The sequence below is a fragment of the Streptomyces sp. NPDC052910 genome (genome assembly GCF_055585605.1).
Genome location: NZ_JBVJJR010000013.1, coordinates 91,780 through 110,351, shown reverse-complemented (window position 1 = coordinate 110,351; position 18,572 = coordinate 91,780). Strand labels below are relative to the sequence as shown.

Sequence of the window (18,572 nt, the reverse complement as noted above, 5' to 3'; positions counted from 1 at the left end):
CCTTCGGCACCACCCGACGTACACACCGGAAGGAACCTTCAGCACCATGCACCACATCGACGTAGCCGACCTCGCCGTCACCACCGCCTCGGTCGAGGACTGGCGGCAGGTCGTGGCGTGGGCCACCGAGGAGGGCTGGAACCCAGGCCGCGGTGACGCGGACCGCTTCCTCCCCACCGACCCGGACGGCTTCTTCACCGGCCGGTTCGACGGGCGGATCGCCACCGCGATATCGGTCGTCAACCACGGGCCGGAATACGCCTTCCTGGGCTACTACCTGGTCGCCCCGGGCCTGCGCGGACACGGCCTCGGCCTGGCCACCTGGCGCGCGGCCTTCCCGCACGCCGGCACCCGGACGGTCGGCCTGGACGCCGTCCCTGAGCAGGAGGAGACGTACAAGCGCTCCGGCTTCGTCCCGGCGCACCACACCCTGCGCTGGACCGGCCGCCCGCTCCGCTCCGGCGGCACACCGGCCGGCGTCCACCCCCTGACCGCGGACCGCCTGGACGCCGTCGCCGCCTACGACCGCAGGTGCTTCCCCGCCGAGCGCCGCGCCTTCCTCACCCGCTGGCTCGACGGCCCGGAGCGCACCGCCCGGGTGCTGGTGCGGGACGGGCGCGTCGCCGGTTACGGCCTGATCCGCCCCGCGCACGAGGGCCACCGCGTCGGCCCGCTCTTCGCCGACACCCGCGAGGGCGCCGAGGCCCTGTTCGACGCCCTCACCGCGCACCTCGGCCCCGACGAGCAGGTCTCCCTGGACATGCCCGAGCCCAACGCGGCGGCCTCCGCCCTCGCCGAGGGCCGCGGCCTGACATCGGACTGGCACTCCGTCCGGATGTACGCGGGCCCGGTTCCGGAGACGTCGGCGGAGCGGGTGTTCGCGGTGACGAGTCTCGAGCTGGGGTGACGCTTCAGGGCCGGCGGCCCTACGGTTCCGTCCGAGGCTCCGCTGCGGGAAAATCCACTCGGCGAGCGCGCCGGGCCGGACCGGTCCCGGTGGGGCGCCCGCAGTCGTCCCGACGAACCGAGAGGGGCCGCCCGTGCCGTCCGGCCACGACAGCGAATCCGCCCTGTGGGCCACGGCCCGCCGCTCCGCCGACGCGCTGGACGCCGTCAACGGCACCAGCGCCCACGAGACCGCGCTGCGGCTGCTGAAGCTCGGCGAGGAGGCCGGCGAAGTCATGCGGGCGTACATCGGCATGACGGGCCAGAACCCGCGCAAGGGCGTCACCCACGGCCCGTCGGACGTGGCCGCGGAGCTCTGCGACGTCATCCTCACCGCCGCCACCGCCCTCCACCTCTTCACCGACGACCCACCCGCCACCCTGACCGCACACGCTCTGCGGGTGGGGCGACGGGTGGAACGGTGGCCGGGGGCGGCGGCGCAGCCGGCCCCTCCTCAGGATGAGGTCCCTCCTCAGGATGAGGTCCCGCCTCCGGAACGGGAACGGGAACGGCCTATTTCGCCGGCCGCCCGGAATCCTCCACCAGCTCCGCCACCGTGAACCGGGCGCCGTGGGACTGCCACGACCCGTCGACGACCGTCAAAAAGCCGTCACCCGTACGGAAAAAGCGACGACGCTTGTGGTTGAGCGGGTGTTCCGGCCGAAAATCCCGCGCGATCTTCTCGAACCGGGCCAGTGCGTCCGCCCGTTCGCCCCTCACCTGCGCCAGTACACGGGTCTCGAGGTGCTTGCGCTCCCCCATGCCCACGGTCGATTCGACGATCAGTCCCCATATCGCCATGCCCCGCCCCTCCCGTCGTCAACGGGACCTTACTCGCGGCGGCCCGGGCCGTGCCGCCCGCTCCGGGCCGCCCGGCTCACCGGCCCCGGCGGGCGTTGAGCCGGGCGGACTGGCGGGTCAGGTGGGCGCGTTCGGCGAGGTTGAGGGCCTTGTGGGCCGCCTCGGTGTACAGGCGTGCGGCCGTCGGCAGGTCGCCGGCGCGTTCGTGGAGGTAGGCGGCCGCGGCGGTGTGGCGGGGCAGGGAGGGGTCCAGCGCGGCGAGGGCCGCCAGGCCCGCGCCGGGTCCGTCGGCCTCGCCGACGGCCACCGCGCGGTTGAGCCGGACGACCGGGCTGTCGGTCAGCCGCGTGAGTTCGTCGTACCACTCGACGATCTGCACCCAGTCGGTCTCCTCGGTGGTCGGCGCGTCGGCGTGCAGGGCCGCGATGGCGGCCTGGGCCTGGAATTCGCCCAGTCGGTCGCGGGCCAGGGCCGCCTGGAGGATCGCGACGCCCTCCGCGATCAGGCGGGTGTCCCACCGGCTCCGGTCCTGTTCGGCGAGGGGGACCAGGCTGCCGTCGGCCGCGGTCCGGGCGGCGCGCCGGGCGTGGTGCAGCAGCATGAGGGCGAGCAGCCCCGCCGCTTCCGGGTGGTCGACCCGGGGCGCGAGCTGCCGGGTGAGCCGGATGGCCTCGGCGGCGAGGTCGACGTCGCCGGAGTAGCCCTCGTTGAAGACCAGGTAGAGGACGCGGAGCACGGTGGCGACGTCGCCGGGCCGGTCGAACCGCACGTCGGACACGGTGCGTTTGGCCCGGCTGATGCGCTGCGCCATCGTCGCCTCGGGGACCAGGTACGCCTGGGCGATCTGGCGGGTCGTCAGTCCGCCGACCGCGCGCAGGGTGAGCGCGACGGCGGAGGACGGCGTCAGCGACGGGTGTGCGCACAGGAAGTAGAGCTGGAGGGTGTCGTCCACCGCGGGCGCGGGCCCGGGCGGCGGCTCCTCCTCGAAGCGGTCCTCCCGCCGGCGGCGGGAGGCGTCCGCCCGTGTCGCGTCGAGGAACTTGCGCCAGGCCACGGTGACGAGCCAGCCCTTCGGGTCCCGCGGCATGTCGGCGGGCCAGACGCGGACCGCCTCGACCAGAGCCTCCTGCACGGCGTCCTCGGCCGCCGCGAAGTCGGCTCCGCGGCGGACGAGGATGCCCAGCACCCCGGGTGTGAGGCTGCGGAGCAGGGCCTCGTCCATGGCGGGGTCAGTCCGTGACGGTGGGCGACTCGGTCAGGAGCGGTCGCAGCTCCAGCCACTCGTGGATCGGCTTGCCGCCCGCCCCCGGCGCGGCCGACAGCTCTCCGGCCAGTTGGACGGCGCGCTCCTGGCTGTCGACGTCGATCAGCATCCAGCCGGCGATGAGGTCCTTGGTCTCGGCGAAGGGGCCGTCGGTGACCGGCGGGCGCCCTTCGCCGTCGTAGCGGACCCACATCCCCTCGGGGGCGAGCGCGGTGCCGTCGACGAACTCGCCGGTCTCCCGCAGCCGGTCCGCGAAGTCGTGCATGAACCGCACGTGCGCCGTGACCTCCTCCGGCGTCCACTGGTCCATGGGCGCGTCGTTCACCGGAGCCGGAGCGCCGCGGTAGTGCTTCAGCAACAGGTACTTGGCCATCGTTGATCTCCTCGGTGCCGGTCGCGACCCATTGTGGTCGCGTTCACTGCGGGGACGGACCCGGTTGCCGGTTCTCGACATCGCCGTCCGGATTTTTTTCCGCCCTGTCGCGGTCGTGGACGGGCGCACGGGTTCCGGCCTCGCCGTCCCATGGTCCGTCGCGACGGGTCCCCGCCCCCGGAGCCGCGGGCCGTGGCGCGGGGCGGGGTCTCAGGCCGCGGGGCCGGCGAGGTCGTCCCGGAGGGCCCGGGCGGTGTGGGAGGCGGGGTGGTCGAGGAGCCGGGCGGGGGTGCCGGTGAAGAGGAGCCGGCCGCCGTGGCGTCCGCCGTCGGGGCCCAGGTCGACGACGTGGTCGGCGTGCTCGATGACGTCCAGGTCGTGCTCGATCACCAGCAGGGTGTTGCCGGCGTCCACCAAACGGTCCATGAGGTCCAGCAGTGCCCGGGTGTCGGACATGTGCAGGCCGGTGGTGGGCTCGTCCAGGATGAGGATCCCGCCGGTCTTGTGGAGTTCGCCGGCGAGCTTGAGGCGCTGCCGTTCCCCGCCGGAGAGGGTGGACAGCGGCTGCCCGAGGGTGAGGTAGCCCAGGCCGACGTCCTTCAGGAGGCCGATCTTGCGGATGACGGCGCGCTCGGTGAAGAAGGCCACCGCCTCCTCGGCGGTCAGGGCCAGGACCTGCACGATGTTCTTGCCGTCCACGGTGTGCCGGAGGACCTCGGGGGCGTAGCGGGTGCCGGCGCAGGTTTCGCAGGTGGTGGTGACGGGGTCCATGTAGGCCATGTCCGCCGTGGTCTCGCCGCGGCCGTTGCAGGCGGGGCAGGCTCCGGTGGAGTTGAAGCTGAACAGTCCGGGGTGGACGCCGTTGGCGTCGGCGAAGATCTTGCGGAGGGTGTCCATGACGCCGAGGTGGCCGGCCGGGGTGGAGCGGGCGGAGGCGGCGATGCCGGCCTGGCCGACCACGATCGCTTCGGGGTACCGGCGGGTGAGGACGTCGGTGACGAGGGTGGATTTGCCGGAGCCGGCGACGCCGGTGAAGACCGTCAGCACGCCGGTGGGTATGCGGAGGCTGAGGTTCTTCAGGTTGTTCGCGTGCGCGTCGGTGAGGGTCAGGTGGCCGGTGGGCGTGCGGACGGAGTCCTTCAGGGCGGGCCGGCGGCGCAGGGCGCGGCCGGTGGTGGTGTCGGCCCGGCGCAGCCCTTCGGGCGTGCCCTGGTAGACGACCCGCCCGCCGTGGGCGCCCGCGCCGGGGCCGAGGTCGACGACGTGGTCGGCGGCGGCGATGACGTCGCGGTCGTGTTCGACCACCAGGACGGTGTTGCCGCGGTCGCGCAGCCGGCGCAGCAGGGTGATCATGCGGCCGACGTCACGGGGGTGGAGGCCGGTGGAGGGCTCGTCGAAGATGTACGTCATGCCGGTCAGGGCGGAGCCGAGGAAGCGCACCATTTTCAGGCGCTGGCTCTCGCCGCCCGAGAGGGTGGAGGTTTCCCGGCCGAGGCTGAGGTAGCCCAGGCCGATGTCGTCCAGGCGGCGCAGGCCGGCGACGGCCTGCCGGGCCAGGGGCGTGCCGAGGGGGTGGTCGATCCCGCCGAGGACGTCGATCAGCTCGGTGACCTCCATCGCCATGTGGTCGGTGATGGTGCGGCCGTCCACCTCGGTCTTCAGCGCCTCCCGGTTGAGCCGTGCGCCGTGGCAGGCGGGGCAGACGCCCTGGGTGGTGAACTCCTCCACGGCCGTGCGGGTGCGGGCCGACAGGCCGGAGAGGTCACGCCCGAGGTAGAGCCGTTCGAACCGGGGGATCAGCCCTTCGTCCCCGGCCGCCGACGCACCCGGCTCGCCGTGCAGCAGCCGGTCCCACTCGGCGTCGCCGTAGTCCTTCAGCGGTTTGTCGAGGTCGAAGCGGCCGGTGCGGGTGAACAGGTTCCACTGCACACCGCCCACGCTGAACATCGGGAACAGCAGCGCCCCCTCGTTCAGCGACCGGGAGGTGTCGAAGAAGCGGTCCAGGTCGGGCCGGACGGTGCGGCCGAGCCCGGCACACGTCGGGCAGGCCCCCTCGGGGGTGTTGAACGAGTACGCCGTCGCCATCCCGGCCGAGGGCTCTCCGCAGCGGGAGAACAGCAGCCGGATGACCGGCGCGATGTCGGTGGCGGTGCCGACGGTGGAACGGGCGTTGGCCCCGATCGGCCGCTGGTCGACGACCACCGCGGTCGACAGGTGGTCGATCACGTCGGCGTCCGGTCGCTGGTGCCGTGGCAGCCGGTTGCGCACGAAGGCGGGGAACGTCTCGTTCAACTGGCGCTGCGCCTCGACCGCGAGGGTCGCGAAGGCCAGGGAGGACTTGCCTGACCCCGACACCCCGGTGAACACGGTGATCCGGTTCTTGGGGATGCGCAGCGAGACGTCGCGCAGGTTGTGCTCGCGCGCGCCCTTGATGACGATCTCCTCGCTCGCGCTTGCGCTCGCGCCCGCGGTCGGAGGCGCGGTCGCGGTGGTGCCGGTGGTCATCGTGCTCCTTCGGGGGTGGGGACGTCGGGCGCGGGCGGCCGGGGTGGTGGGCGCGTGGGGTGGGTCGGGGGCGGCCCGGCGGGACCCGCAACGGGCGGCCGAGGGTTTCCCGTACGAGCGGGTGGGCCGGCCGGGCCGCCGTTCGTTCCCCCGCCGGGGCCTGCGGGGTCAGCGCGGGCCGTTGACCTGCCGGTCGAGGTCGAGGGTGAGCCGCAGGGCGTCCAGCACGCCGTCCGGGGCGATCCGGTTCTCGGCCTCGCCGCGCAGGACGTCCATGACGTGGCCGATCATGGCGGTGTACTGGTCGGCGGGCGGCAGGTCGAGCTCGAAGGCGCCGTCGGCGGTGTAGGCGGTGACGGTGCCGGTCGGCTTGCCGTCGAAGCCCATCGTGGAGGAGGCGTCCAGCACGCCGTGTTCGAAGATGGCGGTGTAGCCGCCGCGGGCTCCCCACGCCTTGGGCAGCAGGGAGGAGACCGAACTGCGGGCCGTCGCGCCGTCGAAGCGGAAGCCGGCGTCGACGGCCCCGGAGTCCTCGTCGCGGGCCACGGCCGTCACGGACGTCTCCCGCGGCAGACCGAGCGTGCGCGTGATGATGTCCATGTCGCTGTGCATCGCATCCAGCGGCAGCGTCTTCAGCCCGAGGGAGGCACCCGGCCAGAGGTGCGCGGTCAGGTTCCACAGCGTGAGTTGCTCCAGCCGCCCGTGAGTGCCCTCGCGGACGGCGTCGAACAGGACCTGGTTGCCCGGGATGAACCGCTCGAACATGTTCACGAACGCGTGCTTGTCGCTGCGCGCGGCGGCCGCGACGACCCGCTCGGCGTCGTCCAGGCTGTCCGCCAGCGGGAGTTCGACCAGGACGTGCTTGTCGGCCTCCAGGGCCCGCAGCACGTACGCGGCGTGCAGCGGGGTCGGCAGGCAGACGTCCACCAGGTCGAACGACGCGTCCTCGAACGCGGCGTCCGTGTCGGTGGAGGAAGCGAAACCGAACCGGCCGGCCACCTTGGCGGTCTTCTCCGCGTCGCGGCCGAACATCACCACCTCCACGTCGCCGCGAGCGGCGTAGACGGCGGCGTGGGCCTGCCCGAAACCGGTTCCCAGCAGTGCGATCTTCATGGCTTCTCCTCGGATGTGTGACGAGTGACGTGTATCGAGTGACGGCGTCGGTGTTTCGGCAGGGCTCCGCCTCCACCGCCTCGGGTTCAGCCGCCCGCCGGCCCGGCGGGCGGGCAGAAGAGGCCGAACCGGTTGCCGCGGGGGTCCGTCAGGCGGACGCTCACCGTGCCGTCCGGGTGGGACTCGGGGCCGTGTTCCACCCGGGCGCCCAGCCTCCGCGCCGCGGTGGTGGTGGCCGCCACGTCGGTGACCAGGAAGCAGGGCATCACGTAGTCGGCCTTCTCCGCGCCGCCCTCGCTGTGCTCCACCAGGCCGCCGGACGGCCACCGCGCGCCGGGGCCGAACACGTCGACGTACGGCTTGCCGCCCGCGGTGTCGCCCTTCTCGAACCGCCAGCCGAAGGCGGCGGCGTAGAAGTCCGTCGTCGCCTTGGTGTCGGTGGTGCCGATCTCGAACCGGCCCATCGACCCGGGCTTCGGGGTGAAGGCCGTCTGCCGCAGGTACTCCTCCGTCCCGGTCATCCGCTCCTCGAACCGCTGCGAGGTGGACTGGGAGAAGAGGGAGAACACGTTGCCGAGCGGGTCGGCCAGGCGGGCGAAGACGGTCACGTCCGCCACCTGCGTGGCCGGTACCACGACCGTGGCACCGAGTCCGGTGAGCTTCTCCACGTCCGCGTGGACGTCGGCGGACAGGATCGACAGGTTGATCACCTCGCCGGTGTCGCCCTGCTGGACCGCGCCCATCGGCCACGGCGCCCCGGGCGCGATGACCCGGGTGTAGGTGCGGCCGTCGACGGACGAGTCGGGGTCGACCTCGAAGGACCAGCCCAGCAGCGGGCCGTAGAAGCCGGTGACGGCGTCGGGATCGGTGGTGCCGATCTCGAACCAGACGACCTGGCCGGGAGACATGAGACTCATCAGAAGTCCTTCCTTTCCAAGGGATGGGGTGGGTGGCTTTCGGTGGCTTTCGGTGGCTTCGAGCCGGGCGGGGGCCGGTGGCCCGGGCGGGGGCCGGTGGCCCGGCCGCGCGCCCGGGGCCGGCCGTCCGGACGCGGCCGGTCAGGCCGCCGCGACCGGTTCCCGCTGCCGCTCGGCTTCTCGACGCGCTCCGGCGGCCGGCTTCTTGCCCGCGGCGCGGGGCAGGGCGAACAGCAGGACGAAGGCCGCGGCGAACACGGCGGCGACGTACCAGAGGGAGCCGGCGAAGGCGTGCGGCATCCGCTGCGTTTGGTCGGCGGGGCTGCCGTGGCCCAGGCGGTCGAAGAAGACCACCGAGGACAGTGCGACGCCGACGGCCTGGCCGAGCTGGGCGGTGGTGTTGGTGAACCCCGAGGCGGAGCCCGCGTGCTCGTGGGGGACCTCGGAGAGGATCAGGTCGGTCAGCGGGGCGACGATCAGTCCCATGCCCAGGCCCATCGGGACCAGCGGCACGATCGCCTGCCACTGCGCGATGTCCGCGCCGTGGTGCCGGGCCCAGTACAGGAACAGCAGCATGCCCGCGGTGGCCAGCACCGCGCCGGCCTGGAGCACGACACGGCCGAAGCGGGGCACCAGCACCTGCATCGACAGCCCGGCGCCCGCCATCATCGCCGCGGACAGCGGCAGTCCCGACATTCCGGCCTTCAGCGGTGACCAGCCCAGTCCCAGTTGGAGGTAGAGGGTCCAGGCCAGGAAGAACACCCCGGAAGCGAGGCCGAACATCAGTTGCACGCCCTGGCCGGCGGCAAAGCTGCGCCGGGAGAACAGCGAGGGCACCACCAGCGGCGAACCGCCCCGCCGCGCCAGACGCCGCTCCCAGAGGGCGAAGACGGCCAGCAAGGGCACGGAGGCGGCCATCGAGACGTACGTCCACACCGGCCACCCCAGCTCACGGCCCTGGGTGAGCGGCAGCACGAGCGCCAGCAGCCCGGCCGTCGCCAGTACCACGCCCACGACGTCGAGCCGTGCGGCGCGCTCCGCCTTCGATTCCACGATCACCAGCGCGCCGGCGATCAGCCCGGCGATGCCCAGGGGGAGGTTGACCAGGAAGATCGGCCGCCAGCCCCAGCCCGCGACGTCGCTCTCGACCAGCAGCGCGCCGATCAGCGGGCCCGTGACGGTGCCCAGTGCCATGACGCCGCCGTAGACGCCGAAGACCTTGCCGCGCTCCCGCTCGGGAAAGGTGACGTGGATGATGGCGAGCACCTGCGGCACCATCAGCGCCGCCATCGCGCCCTGCGCCACCCGCCCCCCGAGCAGCAGTTCGGGACTGCCGGAGACGCCGCAGACCAGCGAGGTGACGGTGAACCCCGCCACGCCCAGCAGGAAGGTCCGCTTGCGGCCGAACAGGTCGCCCAGGCGCCCGCCGGTGATCAGTCCGAGCGCGAAGGCCAGCGCGTACCCGCCGGTGATCCACTGCAACTGCGACGTCGAGGCGCCGACGTCCCCTTCGACGCTGGGCAGGGCCATGTTCACGACGGTGACGTCGACCGCGTCCATGAAGGAGGCGATCAGCACCACGGCCAGCGCCGCCCACCGGCGCGGGTCCGCCGCGTTCAGGGGGTTTCGAGGGGTTTTGTTCTCGGACATGCCTCCACGTTAGGGTCCTTTTAGGACACACCTTGTCCGTAAAGCACGGCAATCTGGAGGTATGACCAGCGACCTTCCCGCCCGGATGCTCCGTCTGCTGTCGCTGTTGCAGACGCGGCGTGAATGGTCCGGCACCGAGCTCGCCGAACGCCTCGGCGTCACCACCCGCACCGTCCGCCGCGACATCGACCGCCTCCGCGAGCTGGGCTACCCCGTCGAAGGCACCACCGGTCACGCCGGCGGCTACCGCCTGGCCTCCGGCACCGCCATGCCGCCCCTCCTCCTCGACGACGAGGAGGCCACCGCCACCGCCGTCGCCCTGCGCACCGCCGCCGGTCAGCTCACCGGCATGGAGGAGACCTCACTGCGGGCCCTGGCCAAACTGGAACAGGTCCTCCCCGGCCGGCTGCGCGCCCGGGTCGCCGCCTTGCAGCAGACGACGGCCGCCATCGACTGGGAGAGCCGTGCTCCGCGCGTCGACGCCGAGCTGCTCGCCACCCTCGCCGTCGCCTGCCGCGACCACGAGACCGTCACCTTCGACTACACCACCCGCCAGGGCGCCGCGGCCCCCCGCCGCGTCGAACCCCACCACCTCGTCTCCTCGGGCGGCCTCTGGTACCTGCTCGCCCACGACACCGGCAAGGACGCCTGGCGCATCTACCGCCTCGACCGCATCGGCCGCCCCTCCCCCACCCGCCATCGCTTCACTCCCCGCCCCGTCCCCGGCGACGACCCGGCCGCCTACGTCGCCACCAAGATCGCCACCGCACCCGCCCGCCACCGCGCCGTCGTCACCGTGCACGCCCCCGCCGAGACCGTCCGCCGCCGCACCGGAGCCCTGCCCGACCGCGTCCGGCCCCTCGACGCGCACTCCTGCACCGTCGACTGCTCCGACGACTACCTGCCCGGCATCGCGCGGACCCTCGCCGCGCTCGACGCGGACTACACCCTGGACGCCGACCCGCGGGTCATGACCTACCTCCGTCACGCCGCCGAGCGGCTCCACCGCGCGGTCACACCGCGGGCGGACCAGGAGACGACAACGCCCCCGCCGCTTCACCGGGACCCCTGACGAGGGGCGGCCCACCCCCGCTGTCAGCCCGTCCGCGCCCGGAACGGCGAGCACCCGTCCGCCGCCGGCCCGCCGTGCGTCGCGAGGAAGGCGAGGACGTCGCAGAACGACCGGCCCAGGACATCGTCGTGTCCGCTCCCGGGATAGGTCCGCTCGGTGACCGAGGGCGAACCGAGGGCGCGGAGGTTGCGGGCCACCTGGGCCGTCCAGGCGGGCGGTACGTCCTGGTCGGCGCCGCCCTGGACGATCAGCACGGGAGCGTGGACGGCGGCCCGGTCGGGGTTGCCGTACGCGGCCATCTCGCCGCCGAGGGACGCCAGCCGGGCGCGGTCGAGGGGCAGGGCCTGTTCGGTCGTGGTGTTCCGGAGGGCCGGGTGGGGGGCGGTCAGGCACTCCTCGAAGACCTGGCGCGCGGTCCGGGTGGCCGCCGGGCCGAGCAGCCGGGGCAGGTCGACGGAGGGGTCGGTGGCGCTCAGTCCGGCCAGCGAGTAAAGGGCGAAGGTCAGGCTGCCGGGCTGGTGGGCGGCGATGACGCCGGGCAGCATCGCGTCCAGGTGGCTGGCGGGAGCCACGGCGACGGCGCCCCCGAACCGCGTCCCGGGCGCCCGGCCGGCCGCCCGGGCGGCGAAGAGGGCGGCCTGGCCGCCCTGCGAGTGACCGACGGTGAACCAGTCGGGCGCGAGGTCCGGGAGCAGCCGGTGCGCGGCGGTGACGCTGTCGACGACGGCGTTGCCCTCGTCCGGGCCGACCAGGTAGGTGTGCGTGCCGGGGGTGCCGAGGCCGGGGTAGTCGGTGGCCGCCACCACGTAACCGGCCCGCAGGAAGGCGCCCGTCTCCTGGGCGTACACGGCGTAGCCGAGGTCCGGCGCCCGCGACGGCGCGCACGCGTCCGCGATGCCGGTGGTGCCGTGCGCCCAGGCGAGTACGGGCCGGCCGCCCGGCGGCGGGGCGCCTTCGGGGACGAGGACGGTGGTGCTCACCGCGATGTCCTTGCCGTGGGCGTCGGCGGAGTGGTGGAGGACGGTCCAGCGCTCCGCGGCTCCGGTCCGGGGGTCGGGGCCGTGCCGGGTGGCGGCGATCGGGGTGCCGGGCGGGGCCGGGGGCAGGGGCCGCGGCACCCGGTAGGTCTGCCCGTCGAGCCGGACCGCGGTCAGGGTCTTGCCGGCGCCTCCGCCGGTGTCCGCGCCGTGCGGCGAATCCGCGGCGCCGGCCGAGCAGGCCGCGGCGGCGAGCGCGGCGGCGGCCGCCGCCGCCAGCGGCCAGGAGGGCCGGCGCCGCCGCGTACGGCCGCCGCGACCAGATATGTGCCCGGGGCTGGTTGTCCTCACGGCGCGCGTTCCCTTCGCCTGGGCGACGACCCCGGTGCCCAGCGTCCCATCCGCCCCGGCGCCCCGCAGGGGGCGTCGTCCGGACGGGTGACGGGCCGGAATCCGTGCGCTCGCCCGGGGCGCACGGTGCGAATCCGGGGTTCCGGGACCACCGTCCGCCTGGCAGGCTGCCGTTTATGACAGTGACGGGTGTGCTGTTCGACTTCTCGGGAACCCTCTTCCGCATCGAGTCCCCCACGGCCTGGTTACGTCACGCGGCGGACCGCCGCGGGCTGGCGCTGGGCGACGGCGAACTCACCGCGCTGGCCGCCGCCCTGGCCGCGGCCGGCGCCCAGCCCGGCGGTCCGCGGCCGCGGGCCGTTCCGCCGCGCCTGGCCGGCGCGTGGGCCCACCGCGACCGCTCCGCCGCCGAGCACCGCGCCGCCTACCTGGGCCTCGCCCGGGAAGTGCCGGTGCCGGACGAGGGGTTGTACGAGGCGCTGTACGCGCGCCATATGGAGCCCGGCGCGTGGCTGCCGTACCCCGACGCGGCCGGCGTCCTCACCGGCCTGCGGGAGCGCGGTATCCCGGTCGCGGTGGTGAGCAACATCGGCTGGGACCCGCGTCCGGTGTTCCGGGCGCACGGCCTGGACGCGCTGGTGGACGCGTACGTCCTCTCCTACGAGCACGGCGTGCAGAAGCCGGACGCGCGCCTCTTCCGCGCCGCCTGCCGGGCGATCGGGCGCCGGCCCGAGGACGTCCTGATGGTCGGGGACAGCGCCGCGGCCGACGGCGGCGCGGCGGCGATCGGCTGTACGGTACGGCTCGTCGAGGCCCGGCCGGTGGCCGAACGCCCGGACGCCCTGCGGCGGGCGCTGGACCAGGCGTGGGCCGTGACCTGACTGACGGCCCGTGGTCCGTGACCTGACGGCCCGCGGTGTGCGGCCGTCCTCGGCGCACGGCCGCACACGCCGCACAGCGCGAGCCCCCCGGCACACGACCGCCTGCGGCACACGGCCCGTCAGGCCCCGCGCTCAGGGAGTGTCCGGCTCCTCCCGCCGGGCCCAGGCCCGCAGCTCCGCGCGGTCGGCGAACCGGCCGACGTTGCGGTCCAGCCCGCCGGACGTGCCGTACTGGTGGAACGTCCACGGGTACTGCACGGCGGGCCGGCCCGCCGAGTGGTCCGGGTCGGCGATCCACAGCCCGTCCCCGGCGCCGCTGGTGGTGTCGCGGTGGAACCAGAAGTCCCGGTTGCAGTAGAGGACGACCCGGTGCCCGGGCGCCTTCGCGCCCACCCGGGCCAGCCAGCGGTCCTTGTCGCCGCAGGAGACGCCGGTCTCCTCCCAGTCGAGGGCGAGGACGTCCCCCGCTCTCAGCGCGATCTTCCCCAGGAACCGGTCCGCCTGCGCGGACATCGATCCCGGCGTGACGTAGTGGTAGTAGCCCACCACGAGCCCGGCCTTGCGGGCCCGCTCGCGCTGCGCCACCCACTTGGGGTTGGTGTACGACATGCCTTCGGTGACCTTGACGAAGGCGAAGTCCTGTCCGGCGACGGAGTAGTTCTCGCTCTGGTAGCTGCTGACGTCGACACCATGGATCATGACGGGCTCCTAGCGGCGTGACACGTACACGCCACGTGCATGCCCGGTCACGGGCCGTGTCAACAGCACGGACCGGCCACGAACCGATACCGATTGCGCCGCTGCGGAACCGCCGGACCGTCCCTGCGGTTCCGCGGCGGCCGGTCTCAGCCCGTGACGGCCGGGGCGGCGCCGGTGTCGGCAGTGGAGTCGCCGAACCACCGGGCCAGCCGGCCGGCCAGCTCCCGCTGGTCGTCCCCGACCCAGACGACGTGCCCGTCGGGGCGCAGCAGCACCGCCGGCACGTCCGAGTCCGCCAGGTCCTCGCTGACGTCGACGACGTGGTCGACGCGGTCCGCCCAGCCCTCCACCGAGAGCCGGCCGGTCTGGTCGAGGAGCAGCCCGCGGCCGGCGCGCATCAGTTCGTAGAGGCGGCCGTTCTCCTTCAGGGGGACGTCACGCAGCCGCCGGCCGAGCAGGTCGTGCCCCTCCCCGAGGTCGTAGCGGACCTCCACCGCGGTGATCATCCCGGTGATGTACCGGTTGACCTCCTCGAAGTTCATCAGTTCCGAGAACAGCTCCCGCAGCGCGGTCGCTCCCGCGCCGGTCCCGAGCAGGGTGATCTGGGCGCGGGTGTTGGCCACGACGCGGGCGCCGACCGGGTGCCGTTCGCTGTGGTAACTGTCCAGGAGGCCCTCCGGCGCCCAGCCCTTGACCTCGGCGGCCAGCTTCCAGCCGAGGTTGAACGCGTCCTGCACCCCGAGGTTGAGTCCCTGGCCGCCGGTCGGCGGGTGGATGTGCGCGGCGTCGCCGGCGAGCAGCACCCGGCCGGCCCGGTAGCGCTCGGCCTGCCGGGTGGCGTCGCCGAAACGGGAGAGCCAGCGCGGCGAGTGCACGCCGAAGTCGGTCCCCGCGACCTCCCGCAGCCGCGCCTTGAACTCGTCCAGCGTCGGCGGCTTGATCCGCTCCTCCGACACGTCGGCGGCGGGCACGATGACGCGGAACGTCCCGTCGCCGTTGGGGACGGTCCCGAACCGCAACTGCCTCTTCTGGACCTCCGCGACGACGGCGGCGACCGCCTCGGGGTCGTCGGCGATCTCCATGTCGCCCAGCAGCGTCTCGACCGTCGCGGGCTCGCCCGGGAAGCCGATGCCGGCCAGCTTGCGCACCGCGCTCCGGCCGCCGTCGCAGCCGACCACGTACCGCGAGCGCAGGCGGGTGCCGTCGGCGAGTTCGACGGTCACGCCGTCGTCGTCCTGGTCCAGCCCGACGACCTCGTGGCCGCGCCGGATGTCGGTGCCCAGTTCGAGCGCGTGCTCCTCCAGGAGCCGCTCGGTGACCGGCTGCAGGGTGGAGAGGCCGTACGGGTGGCCCGTGTCCAGGTGCTTCGGCCAAGGCTTGGCGATGCCGCCGAAGAGGCCACCGACCTGGAACTTCTCGCTGACCGCGAGAAAACGGTCCAGCAGCCCGCGCTGGTCCATCAGCTCGACGCTGCGCGTGTGCAGACCGCGTCCGCGCGACTCCTTGGTCGGCTCGGCCAGCCGCTCCAGCACGACCACGTCCACGCCGTGCAGCCGCAGCTCGCCGGCCAGCATCAGGCCGGTCGGTCCGCTGCCCACCACGATTACGTCGAACATCCCCACGCCCATTCCCACGAGATTGCCGTACACCCGGCCGCGTCACGCGGCCCGGCGGCCCCGGCCGCGGAACGGCGTGGATCGCCGTTTCCGCAGCTCAGTGGCTTAGGCCGCAGATTGTGCAGCATGACCGGGCCCTTGCCGCAAGGCCCCCCGTGCGCTATAAGTTGAGAGTGGCGAGGAGGGCGACTCCTCGCCTTCGTCGTTCCGTGGCCGGGTTCGTGGCCCCTGCGTGGCCTGAGCCGGAGGGGCGAACGGCTGGAGAACGTTCGCCAGGGCCTCCTCACCGGCCGGCGGCGGGACGGGCGTCCCCGGAGCACGCCGTCCCGGGTCGCGGATCGGCTGTGAATCGCCGCGGACCGACCCCGGGCCGGCCGGACGGTGACACGTAGCGTGTCATGTCGGCTGCTCCGGCGGCCGTGGCCCGGCGACGGAACTCCCGGCGGGCTCCCCGCGGGCGGCCTACCCATCGCACGCCTTCTCGGGGACGCTGACGACGGCGCGCACCGAGGCGTCACCGCCGGGCGAAGGAGAGCCACCGTGACCCGCACGTCCCCACTCGCACACGACTCAGCCGCCTGGCGCCGGTCCAGTCACAGCGGCCCCGGCCGGGGCGAGCGCGTCGAGGCGTCCGACCGGTTCGCCGACAGGGTGCTCATCCGGGACAGCAAGAACCCCGGCCGGGCGATCCTGATCTTCCCGCTGGCCGCGTGGCGCGCCTTCACCACGGCCCTGTCCCGGCCGGAACGCCTCCGTGACGCGGCCTTCCCGCCGGTCGAAGGCGGTTGACGGCCGCTCAGACGGCCGCGGGCGCGGCGGATGCCACCGGCCGGACACCGTCGGCAAACGAACGGCCGTCGTCGAAGGCCGCGAAGGCCTCCCGCACCGCGTCCAGCGCGGCCGAGCGTCCGGCGTCCGTCAGGTGGGCCGGCCCGTGGGTGACGACGGGCGGCAGCACCTCGTAGCCGACGAACTCCAGCATGCCGCGGCGGATGTGGTACAGGAAGTCGTCCATCGCCCCGAACGAGCCGCCCCGGGCGAACGATTCGGCGGTGCCGCCGGTGGTCAGGAGGAGCATGGCGCGCTTGCCGCGCAGGGCGCCCCGGTCGAAGACGCCGTGGTCGCCGCCGAAGACCGCGCCCATGGCGAAGACCCGGTCGACCCACCCCTTGAGGATCGCCGGCACCGAGAACCACCACAGCGGGAACGACAGCACCAGCAGGTCGGCGTCGAGCACGGCGTCCAGATGAGCACGCACCTCGGCGGGCAGGGTGCCCTCCTTCACGGCCTTCCGCTGCTCGGCCTGCGGCTTGAAGTGCCCTTCGACCGGCCCGAATTCATGCCGGTCGAGGACCGGCGCCCACCCGTCGGCGTAGAGGTCCACGATGCGCACGGAGTGGCCGGAGCGCCGCAACTCCTCGGCGGCGACGCGCATCTGGGACGTGCTGAACGCGCCCGGCTCGGGGTGGGCGTGGACGATGAGGGCGGACTTGCTCGGTGTCGTCGCATCCATGCCACGATCGTATCGCAATATTTCGATGTGTCGATAGGTCGCCGGATGCCGCCCGAGCCCTCTCAGAGCTGCTCGCCGATCGCCTCCGACAACCGCCGCAACCGCCCCTCGTCCCGCCGGTAGTGCGTCCACTTCCCCACCCGCGTGGACCGGACCAGCCCGGCCCGCTCCAGGGCGGCCATGTACGACGAGACGGTGGACTGGGCCAGCCCGCTCTTGGCCTGGATGTGGCTGACGCACACCCCGACGACCTGCCGGTCCGCGATCGGCTCGTACTCCGCGAACTCCCGCTCCGGATCCCTCAGCCACCGCATGATCTGCAACCGCACCGGATTGGCCAGCGCCTTGAACGCCTCCACCATCTCCTCGGACCGCACCGCCGTCCCGTCACCCACGGGCACCCTTCCTTCCTTCGGCCTTCTCCCCCCGCTCCCGCACACCACGCTATCCCGGCGCCCTCCCCCGGCATCGCGTCCGGTGGGGGTGGGCCGGCCGTCCTGGTGGTGGGACACTCGTTCGCCGGCAGGGCCGCCGTGATCGGCGCGACCGGGGAGCCCATGCTCGGCGGACCAGGCGATCCGCGCGCCGATGCTCGCCTGGCGGGACCGGGCGCTGCGCCGCCCGCACCGGTACGCGGTGCTCGTACAGCGCCCCGAGCCCCGGACGGCCGAGGCCGGGGAGCGCCTGCCGGGCAGCGTGTTCGCCGCGCTCCGCGCCTACGGCATGGCGGAGCCGGCGGCCGTGCACGTGACCCGCTGCCTGCGGGCCGCGCTCCACGGTTTCGCCGTACTGGAGGCCGAGGGCGCGTTCGGGCTCCCCGAGCGACTGGAGGAGAGCTTCGACCTGCTGGTCCACATGGCGATCAGCGGGTTGCGGGCTCCTCGCCGGCACCCGGGCCGTTGACGCCCGAGCCCCGGAAGGCCCCCAGGATCCGCTCCGCCGCCAGCGTCGCCGTCAACGTGCCGTCCCGCAGCCCCCGTTCGACGTCCGGAGTCACCGCGCGCACCCCCGGGTGGGCGTGCAGTTCGCCCAGGAGCTGGTCGCGGACCATGCCCCACGCCCATTCCACCTGCTGGTCGCTGCGCCGCCGGGCGAGTTCGCCCGTCGCCTCCAGGACGCGGCGGTGCTGTTCCAGGCGGTCCCACAACTCGTCCAGGCCGGTGTTCTCGCGGGCGCTGCACGTCAGGACGGGAGGGTTCCAGGCGGCGTCGGCGGAGCGCAACAGCCGGAGGGCGCCCGCCAGTTCGCGGGCGGCGGACTTGGCGTCGCGCTCGTGCGGGCCGTCGGCCTTGTTGACGGCGACGAGGTCGGCGAGTTCGAGGACGCCCTTTTTGATGCCCTGGAGCTGGTCGCCGGTGCGGGCGAGGGTGAGCATCAGGAAGGTGTCGACCATGCCGGCGACGGCCGTCTCGGACTGGCCGACGCCGACGGTCTCCACGAGCACCACGTCGTAACCGGCCGCCTCCATCACCACGATCGTCTCGCGGGTCGCCTTGGCGACGCCGCCGAGCGTGCCCGCCGTCGGGGACGGGCGGACGAACGCGGCCGGGTCGACGGCCAGCCGTTCCATGCGCGTCTTGTCGCCGAGGATGCTGCCGCCGGTGCGGGTGGAGGACGGGTCGACGGCGAGCACGGCGACCCGGTGGCCCATTCCCGTGAGCATCGTGCCCAGTGCGTCGATGAACGTCGACTTGCCGACGCCGGGCACGCCCGTGACGCCGATCCGCCGGGCCGCGCCCGCGTGCGGGAGCAACTGCACCAGCATCCGCTGGGCGAGCTCCCGGTGGTCGGCGCGGGTGGACTCGACGAGGGTGACGGCCCGGGCGACGGCCGCCCGCTTCCCGTCGAGCACGCCCTTGACGACCGCGTCCAGATCGATCGCGCGCGCCATCAGC

General features: G+C 73.8%; 19 protein-coding genes. 6 read left to right on the top strand and 13 right to left on the bottom strand.

Translation table 11 applies throughout. The features are described 5' to 3' along the window. Positions 1 to 46: 46 nt before the first annotated feature. Entirely contained in the window at positions 47 to 907 is an 861-nt protein-coding gene (locus ACZ6X9_RS31340; RefSeq protein ID WP_469781405.1) for a GNAT family N-acetyltransferase, read from the top strand. Between the two features lie 133 nt (positions 908 to 1,040). Then, the gene (locus ACZ6X9_RS31335) at positions 1,041 to 1,505 is read left to right on the top strand and encodes a MazG-like family protein (protein WP_469781404.1); all 465 of its coding nucleotides are present in this window, start codon (positions 1,041 to 1,043) and stop codon (positions 1,503 to 1,505) included. On the opposite strand, the gene ACZ6X9_RS31330 is transcribed toward ACZ6X9_RS31335, so the two are convergent. The 7 genes from ACZ6X9_RS31330 to ACZ6X9_RS31300 form a co-directional block, all read right to left on the bottom strand. Beyond that, a complete protein-coding gene (locus tag ACZ6X9_RS31330; protein ID WP_469781403.1) occupies positions 1,459 to 1,746 on the bottom strand; it encodes a hypothetical protein in 288 nt (95 codons plus the stop codon). The two genes, ACZ6X9_RS31335 and ACZ6X9_RS31330, sit on opposite strands and share 47 nt — an antisense overlap. Positions 1,747 to 1,822: 76 nt before the next feature. Next, positions 1,823 to 2,968 (bottom strand): RNA polymerase sigma factor, encoded by a 1,146-nt coding sequence (locus ACZ6X9_RS31325; protein WP_469781402.1) that lies wholly within the window; start codon positions 2,966 to 2,968, stop codon positions 1,823 to 1,825. 7 nt (positions 2,969 to 2,975) lie between these two features. After that, the gene (locus tag ACZ6X9_RS31320) at positions 2,976 to 3,383 is read right to left on the bottom strand and encodes a YciI family protein (RefSeq protein WP_469781401.1); all 408 of its coding nucleotides are present in this window, start codon (positions 3,381 to 3,383) and stop codon (positions 2,976 to 2,978) included. A gap of 210 nt (positions 3,384 to 3,593) precedes the next feature. Continuing rightward, a complete protein-coding gene (locus ACZ6X9_RS31315) occupies positions 3,594 to 5,888 on the bottom strand; it encodes an ATP-binding cassette domain-containing protein (RefSeq protein ID WP_469781400.1) in 2,295 nt (764 codons plus the stop codon). 168 nt (positions 5,889 to 6,056) lie between these two features. Beyond that, positions 6,057 to 7,001, bottom strand: a complete 945-nt coding sequence (locus tag ACZ6X9_RS31310; protein WP_469781399.1) for a Gfo/Idh/MocA family protein — start codon at positions 6,999 to 7,001, stop codon at positions 6,057 to 6,059. A gap of 86 nt (positions 7,002 to 7,087) precedes the next feature. Then, positions 7,088 to 7,918, bottom strand: a complete 831-nt coding sequence (locus ACZ6X9_RS31305) for a VOC family protein (protein ID WP_469781398.1) — start codon at positions 7,916 to 7,918, stop codon at positions 7,088 to 7,090. Positions 7,919 to 8,059: 141 nt separating this feature from the next. Next, positions 8,060 to 9,568: an MFS transporter gene (locus ACZ6X9_RS31300; protein WP_469781397.1), complete on the bottom strand. Its 1,509-nt coding sequence runs from the start codon at positions 9,566 to 9,568 to the stop codon at positions 8,060 to 8,062. A 61-nt stretch (positions 9,569 to 9,629) separates the two neighbouring features. On the opposite strand from ACZ6X9_RS31300, the gene ACZ6X9_RS31295 reads away from it, so the two are divergent. After that, positions 9,630 to 10,640, top strand: a complete 1,011-nt coding sequence (locus tag ACZ6X9_RS31295) for a helix-turn-helix transcriptional regulator (RefSeq protein ID WP_469781396.1) — start codon at positions 9,630 to 9,632, stop codon at positions 10,638 to 10,640. A 23-nt stretch (positions 10,641 to 10,663) separates the two neighbouring features. Here the strand turns inward: ACZ6X9_RS31295 and ACZ6X9_RS31290 are convergent, their stop codons facing one another. Beyond that, the gene (locus ACZ6X9_RS31290) at positions 10,664 to 11,968 is read right to left on the bottom strand and encodes an alpha/beta hydrolase family protein (protein WP_469781395.1); all 1,305 of its coding nucleotides are present in this window, start codon (positions 11,966 to 11,968) and stop codon (positions 10,664 to 10,666) included. A gap of 176 nt (positions 11,969 to 12,144) precedes the next feature. Between ACZ6X9_RS31290 and ACZ6X9_RS31285 the strand changes: the two genes are divergently transcribed. Then, positions 12,145 to 12,849 carry an HAD family hydrolase gene (locus ACZ6X9_RS31285; protein ID WP_469781394.1) on the top strand — a complete coding sequence of 235 codons (705 nt, stop codon included), beginning with the start codon at positions 12,145 to 12,147 and terminating at the stop codon, positions 12,847 to 12,849. Positions 12,850 to 12,981: 132 nt separating this feature from the next. Here ACZ6X9_RS31285 and ACZ6X9_RS31280 read toward each other — a convergent pair whose 3' ends face one another. Next, positions 12,982 to 13,548 carry a glycoside hydrolase family 25 protein gene (locus ACZ6X9_RS31280; protein WP_469781393.1) on the bottom strand — a complete coding sequence of 189 codons (567 nt, stop codon included), beginning with the start codon at positions 13,546 to 13,548 and terminating at the stop codon, positions 12,982 to 12,984. Positions 13,549 to 13,694: 146 nt separating this feature from the next. After that, positions 13,695 to 15,164, bottom strand: a complete 1,470-nt coding sequence (gene rox, locus ACZ6X9_RS31275; RefSeq protein WP_469781392.1) for a rifampin monooxygenase — start codon at positions 15,162 to 15,164, stop codon at positions 13,695 to 13,697. 540 nt (positions 15,165 to 15,704) lie between these two features. Between rox and ACZ6X9_RS31270 the strand changes: the two genes are divergently transcribed. Then, positions 15,705 to 15,953, top strand: coding sequence for a DUF397 domain-containing protein (locus ACZ6X9_RS31270; RefSeq protein WP_469781391.1), 249 nt, complete (start codon positions 15,705 to 15,707; stop codon positions 15,951 to 15,953). 7 nt (positions 15,954 to 15,960) lie between these two features. On the opposite strand, the gene ACZ6X9_RS31265 is transcribed toward ACZ6X9_RS31270, so the two are convergent. Beyond that, positions 15,961 to 16,677, bottom strand: a complete 717-nt coding sequence (locus tag ACZ6X9_RS31265) for an NAD(P)H-dependent oxidoreductase (protein WP_469781390.1) — start codon at positions 16,675 to 16,677, stop codon at positions 15,961 to 15,963. Positions 16,678 to 16,739: 62 nt separating this feature from the next. After that, the gene (locus ACZ6X9_RS31260; RefSeq protein ID WP_469781433.1) at positions 16,740 to 17,039 is read right to left on the bottom strand and encodes an ArsR/SmtB family transcription factor; all 300 of its coding nucleotides are present in this window, start codon (positions 17,037 to 17,039) and stop codon (positions 16,740 to 16,742) included. Positions 17,040 to 17,265: 226 nt separating this feature from the next. Here ACZ6X9_RS31260 and ACZ6X9_RS31255 point away from each other — a divergent pair, with 226 nt between their 5' ends. Next, the gene (locus tag ACZ6X9_RS31255) at positions 17,266 to 17,580 is read left to right on the top strand and encodes a TetR-like C-terminal domain-containing protein (protein WP_469781389.1); all 315 of its coding nucleotides are present in this window, start codon (positions 17,266 to 17,268) and stop codon (positions 17,578 to 17,580) included. Here the strand turns inward: ACZ6X9_RS31255 and meaB are convergent. Beyond that, a complete protein-coding gene (gene meaB, locus ACZ6X9_RS31250) occupies positions 17,540 to 18,568 on the bottom strand; it encodes a methylmalonyl Co-A mutase-associated GTPase MeaB (protein ID WP_469781388.1) in 1,029 nt (342 codons plus the stop codon). The two genes, ACZ6X9_RS31255 and meaB, sit on opposite strands and share 41 nt — an antisense overlap. Positions 18,569 to 18,572: the final 4 nt, after the last annotated feature.

Excerpts from the sequence above, each read along its gene's own strand:
- ACZ6X9_RS31340 (WP_469781405.1), top strand. The coding sequence starts at position 47 with ATGCACCACATCGACGTAGCCGACCTCGCCGTCACCACCGCCTCGGTC.
- ACZ6X9_RS31330 (WP_469781403.1), bottom strand. The coding sequence starts at position 1,746 with ATGGCGATATGGGGACTGATCGTCGAATCGACCGTGGGCATGGGGGAG.
- ACZ6X9_RS31325 (WP_469781402.1), bottom strand. The coding sequence starts at position 2,968 with ATGGACGAGGCCCTGCTCCGCAGCCTCACACCCGGGGTGCTGGGCATC.
- ACZ6X9_RS31320 (WP_469781401.1), bottom strand. The coding sequence starts at position 3,383 with ATGGCCAAGTACCTGTTGCTGAAGCACTACCGCGGCGCTCCGGCTCCG.
- ACZ6X9_RS31315 (WP_469781400.1), bottom strand. The coding sequence starts at position 5,888 with ATGACCACCGGCACCACCGCGACCGCGCCTCCGACCGCGGGCGCGAGC.
- ACZ6X9_RS31310 (WP_469781399.1), bottom strand. The coding sequence starts at position 7,001 with ATGAAGATCGCACTGCTGGGAACCGGTTTCGGGCAGGCCCACGCCGCC.
- ACZ6X9_RS31305 (WP_469781398.1), bottom strand. The coding sequence starts at position 7,918 with ATGAGTCTCATGTCTCCCGGCCAGGTCGTCTGGTTCGAGATCGGCACC.
- ACZ6X9_RS31300 (WP_469781397.1), bottom strand. The coding sequence starts at position 9,568 with ATGTCCGAGAACAAAACCCCTCGAAACCCCCTGAACGCGGCGGACCCG.
- ACZ6X9_RS31295 (WP_469781396.1), top strand. The coding sequence starts at position 9,630 with ATGACCAGCGACCTTCCCGCCCGGATGCTCCGTCTGCTGTCGCTGTTG.
- ACZ6X9_RS31285 (WP_469781394.1), top strand. The coding sequence starts at position 12,145 with ATGACAGTGACGGGTGTGCTGTTCGACTTCTCGGGAACCCTCTTCCGC.
- ACZ6X9_RS31280 (WP_469781393.1), bottom strand. The coding sequence starts at position 13,548 with ATGATCCATGGTGTCGACGTCAGCAGCTACCAGAGCGAGAACTACTCC.
- rox (WP_469781392.1), bottom strand. The coding sequence starts at position 15,164 with ATGTTCGACGTAATCGTGGTGGGCAGCGGACCGACCGGCCTGATGCTG.
- ACZ6X9_RS31265 (WP_469781390.1), bottom strand. The coding sequence starts at position 16,677 with ATGGATGCGACGACACCGAGCAAGTCCGCCCTCATCGTCCACGCCCAC.
- ACZ6X9_RS31260 (WP_469781433.1), bottom strand. The coding sequence starts at position 17,039 with ATGGTGGAGGCGTTCAAGGCGCTGGCCAATCCGGTGCGGTTGCAGATC.
- ACZ6X9_RS31255 (WP_469781389.1), top strand. The coding sequence starts at position 17,266 with ATGCTCGCCTGGCGGGACCGGGCGCTGCGCCGCCCGCACCGGTACGCG.
- meaB (WP_469781388.1), bottom strand. The coding sequence starts at position 18,568 with ATGGCGCGCGCGATCGATCTGGACGCGGTCGTCAAGGGCGTGCTCGAC.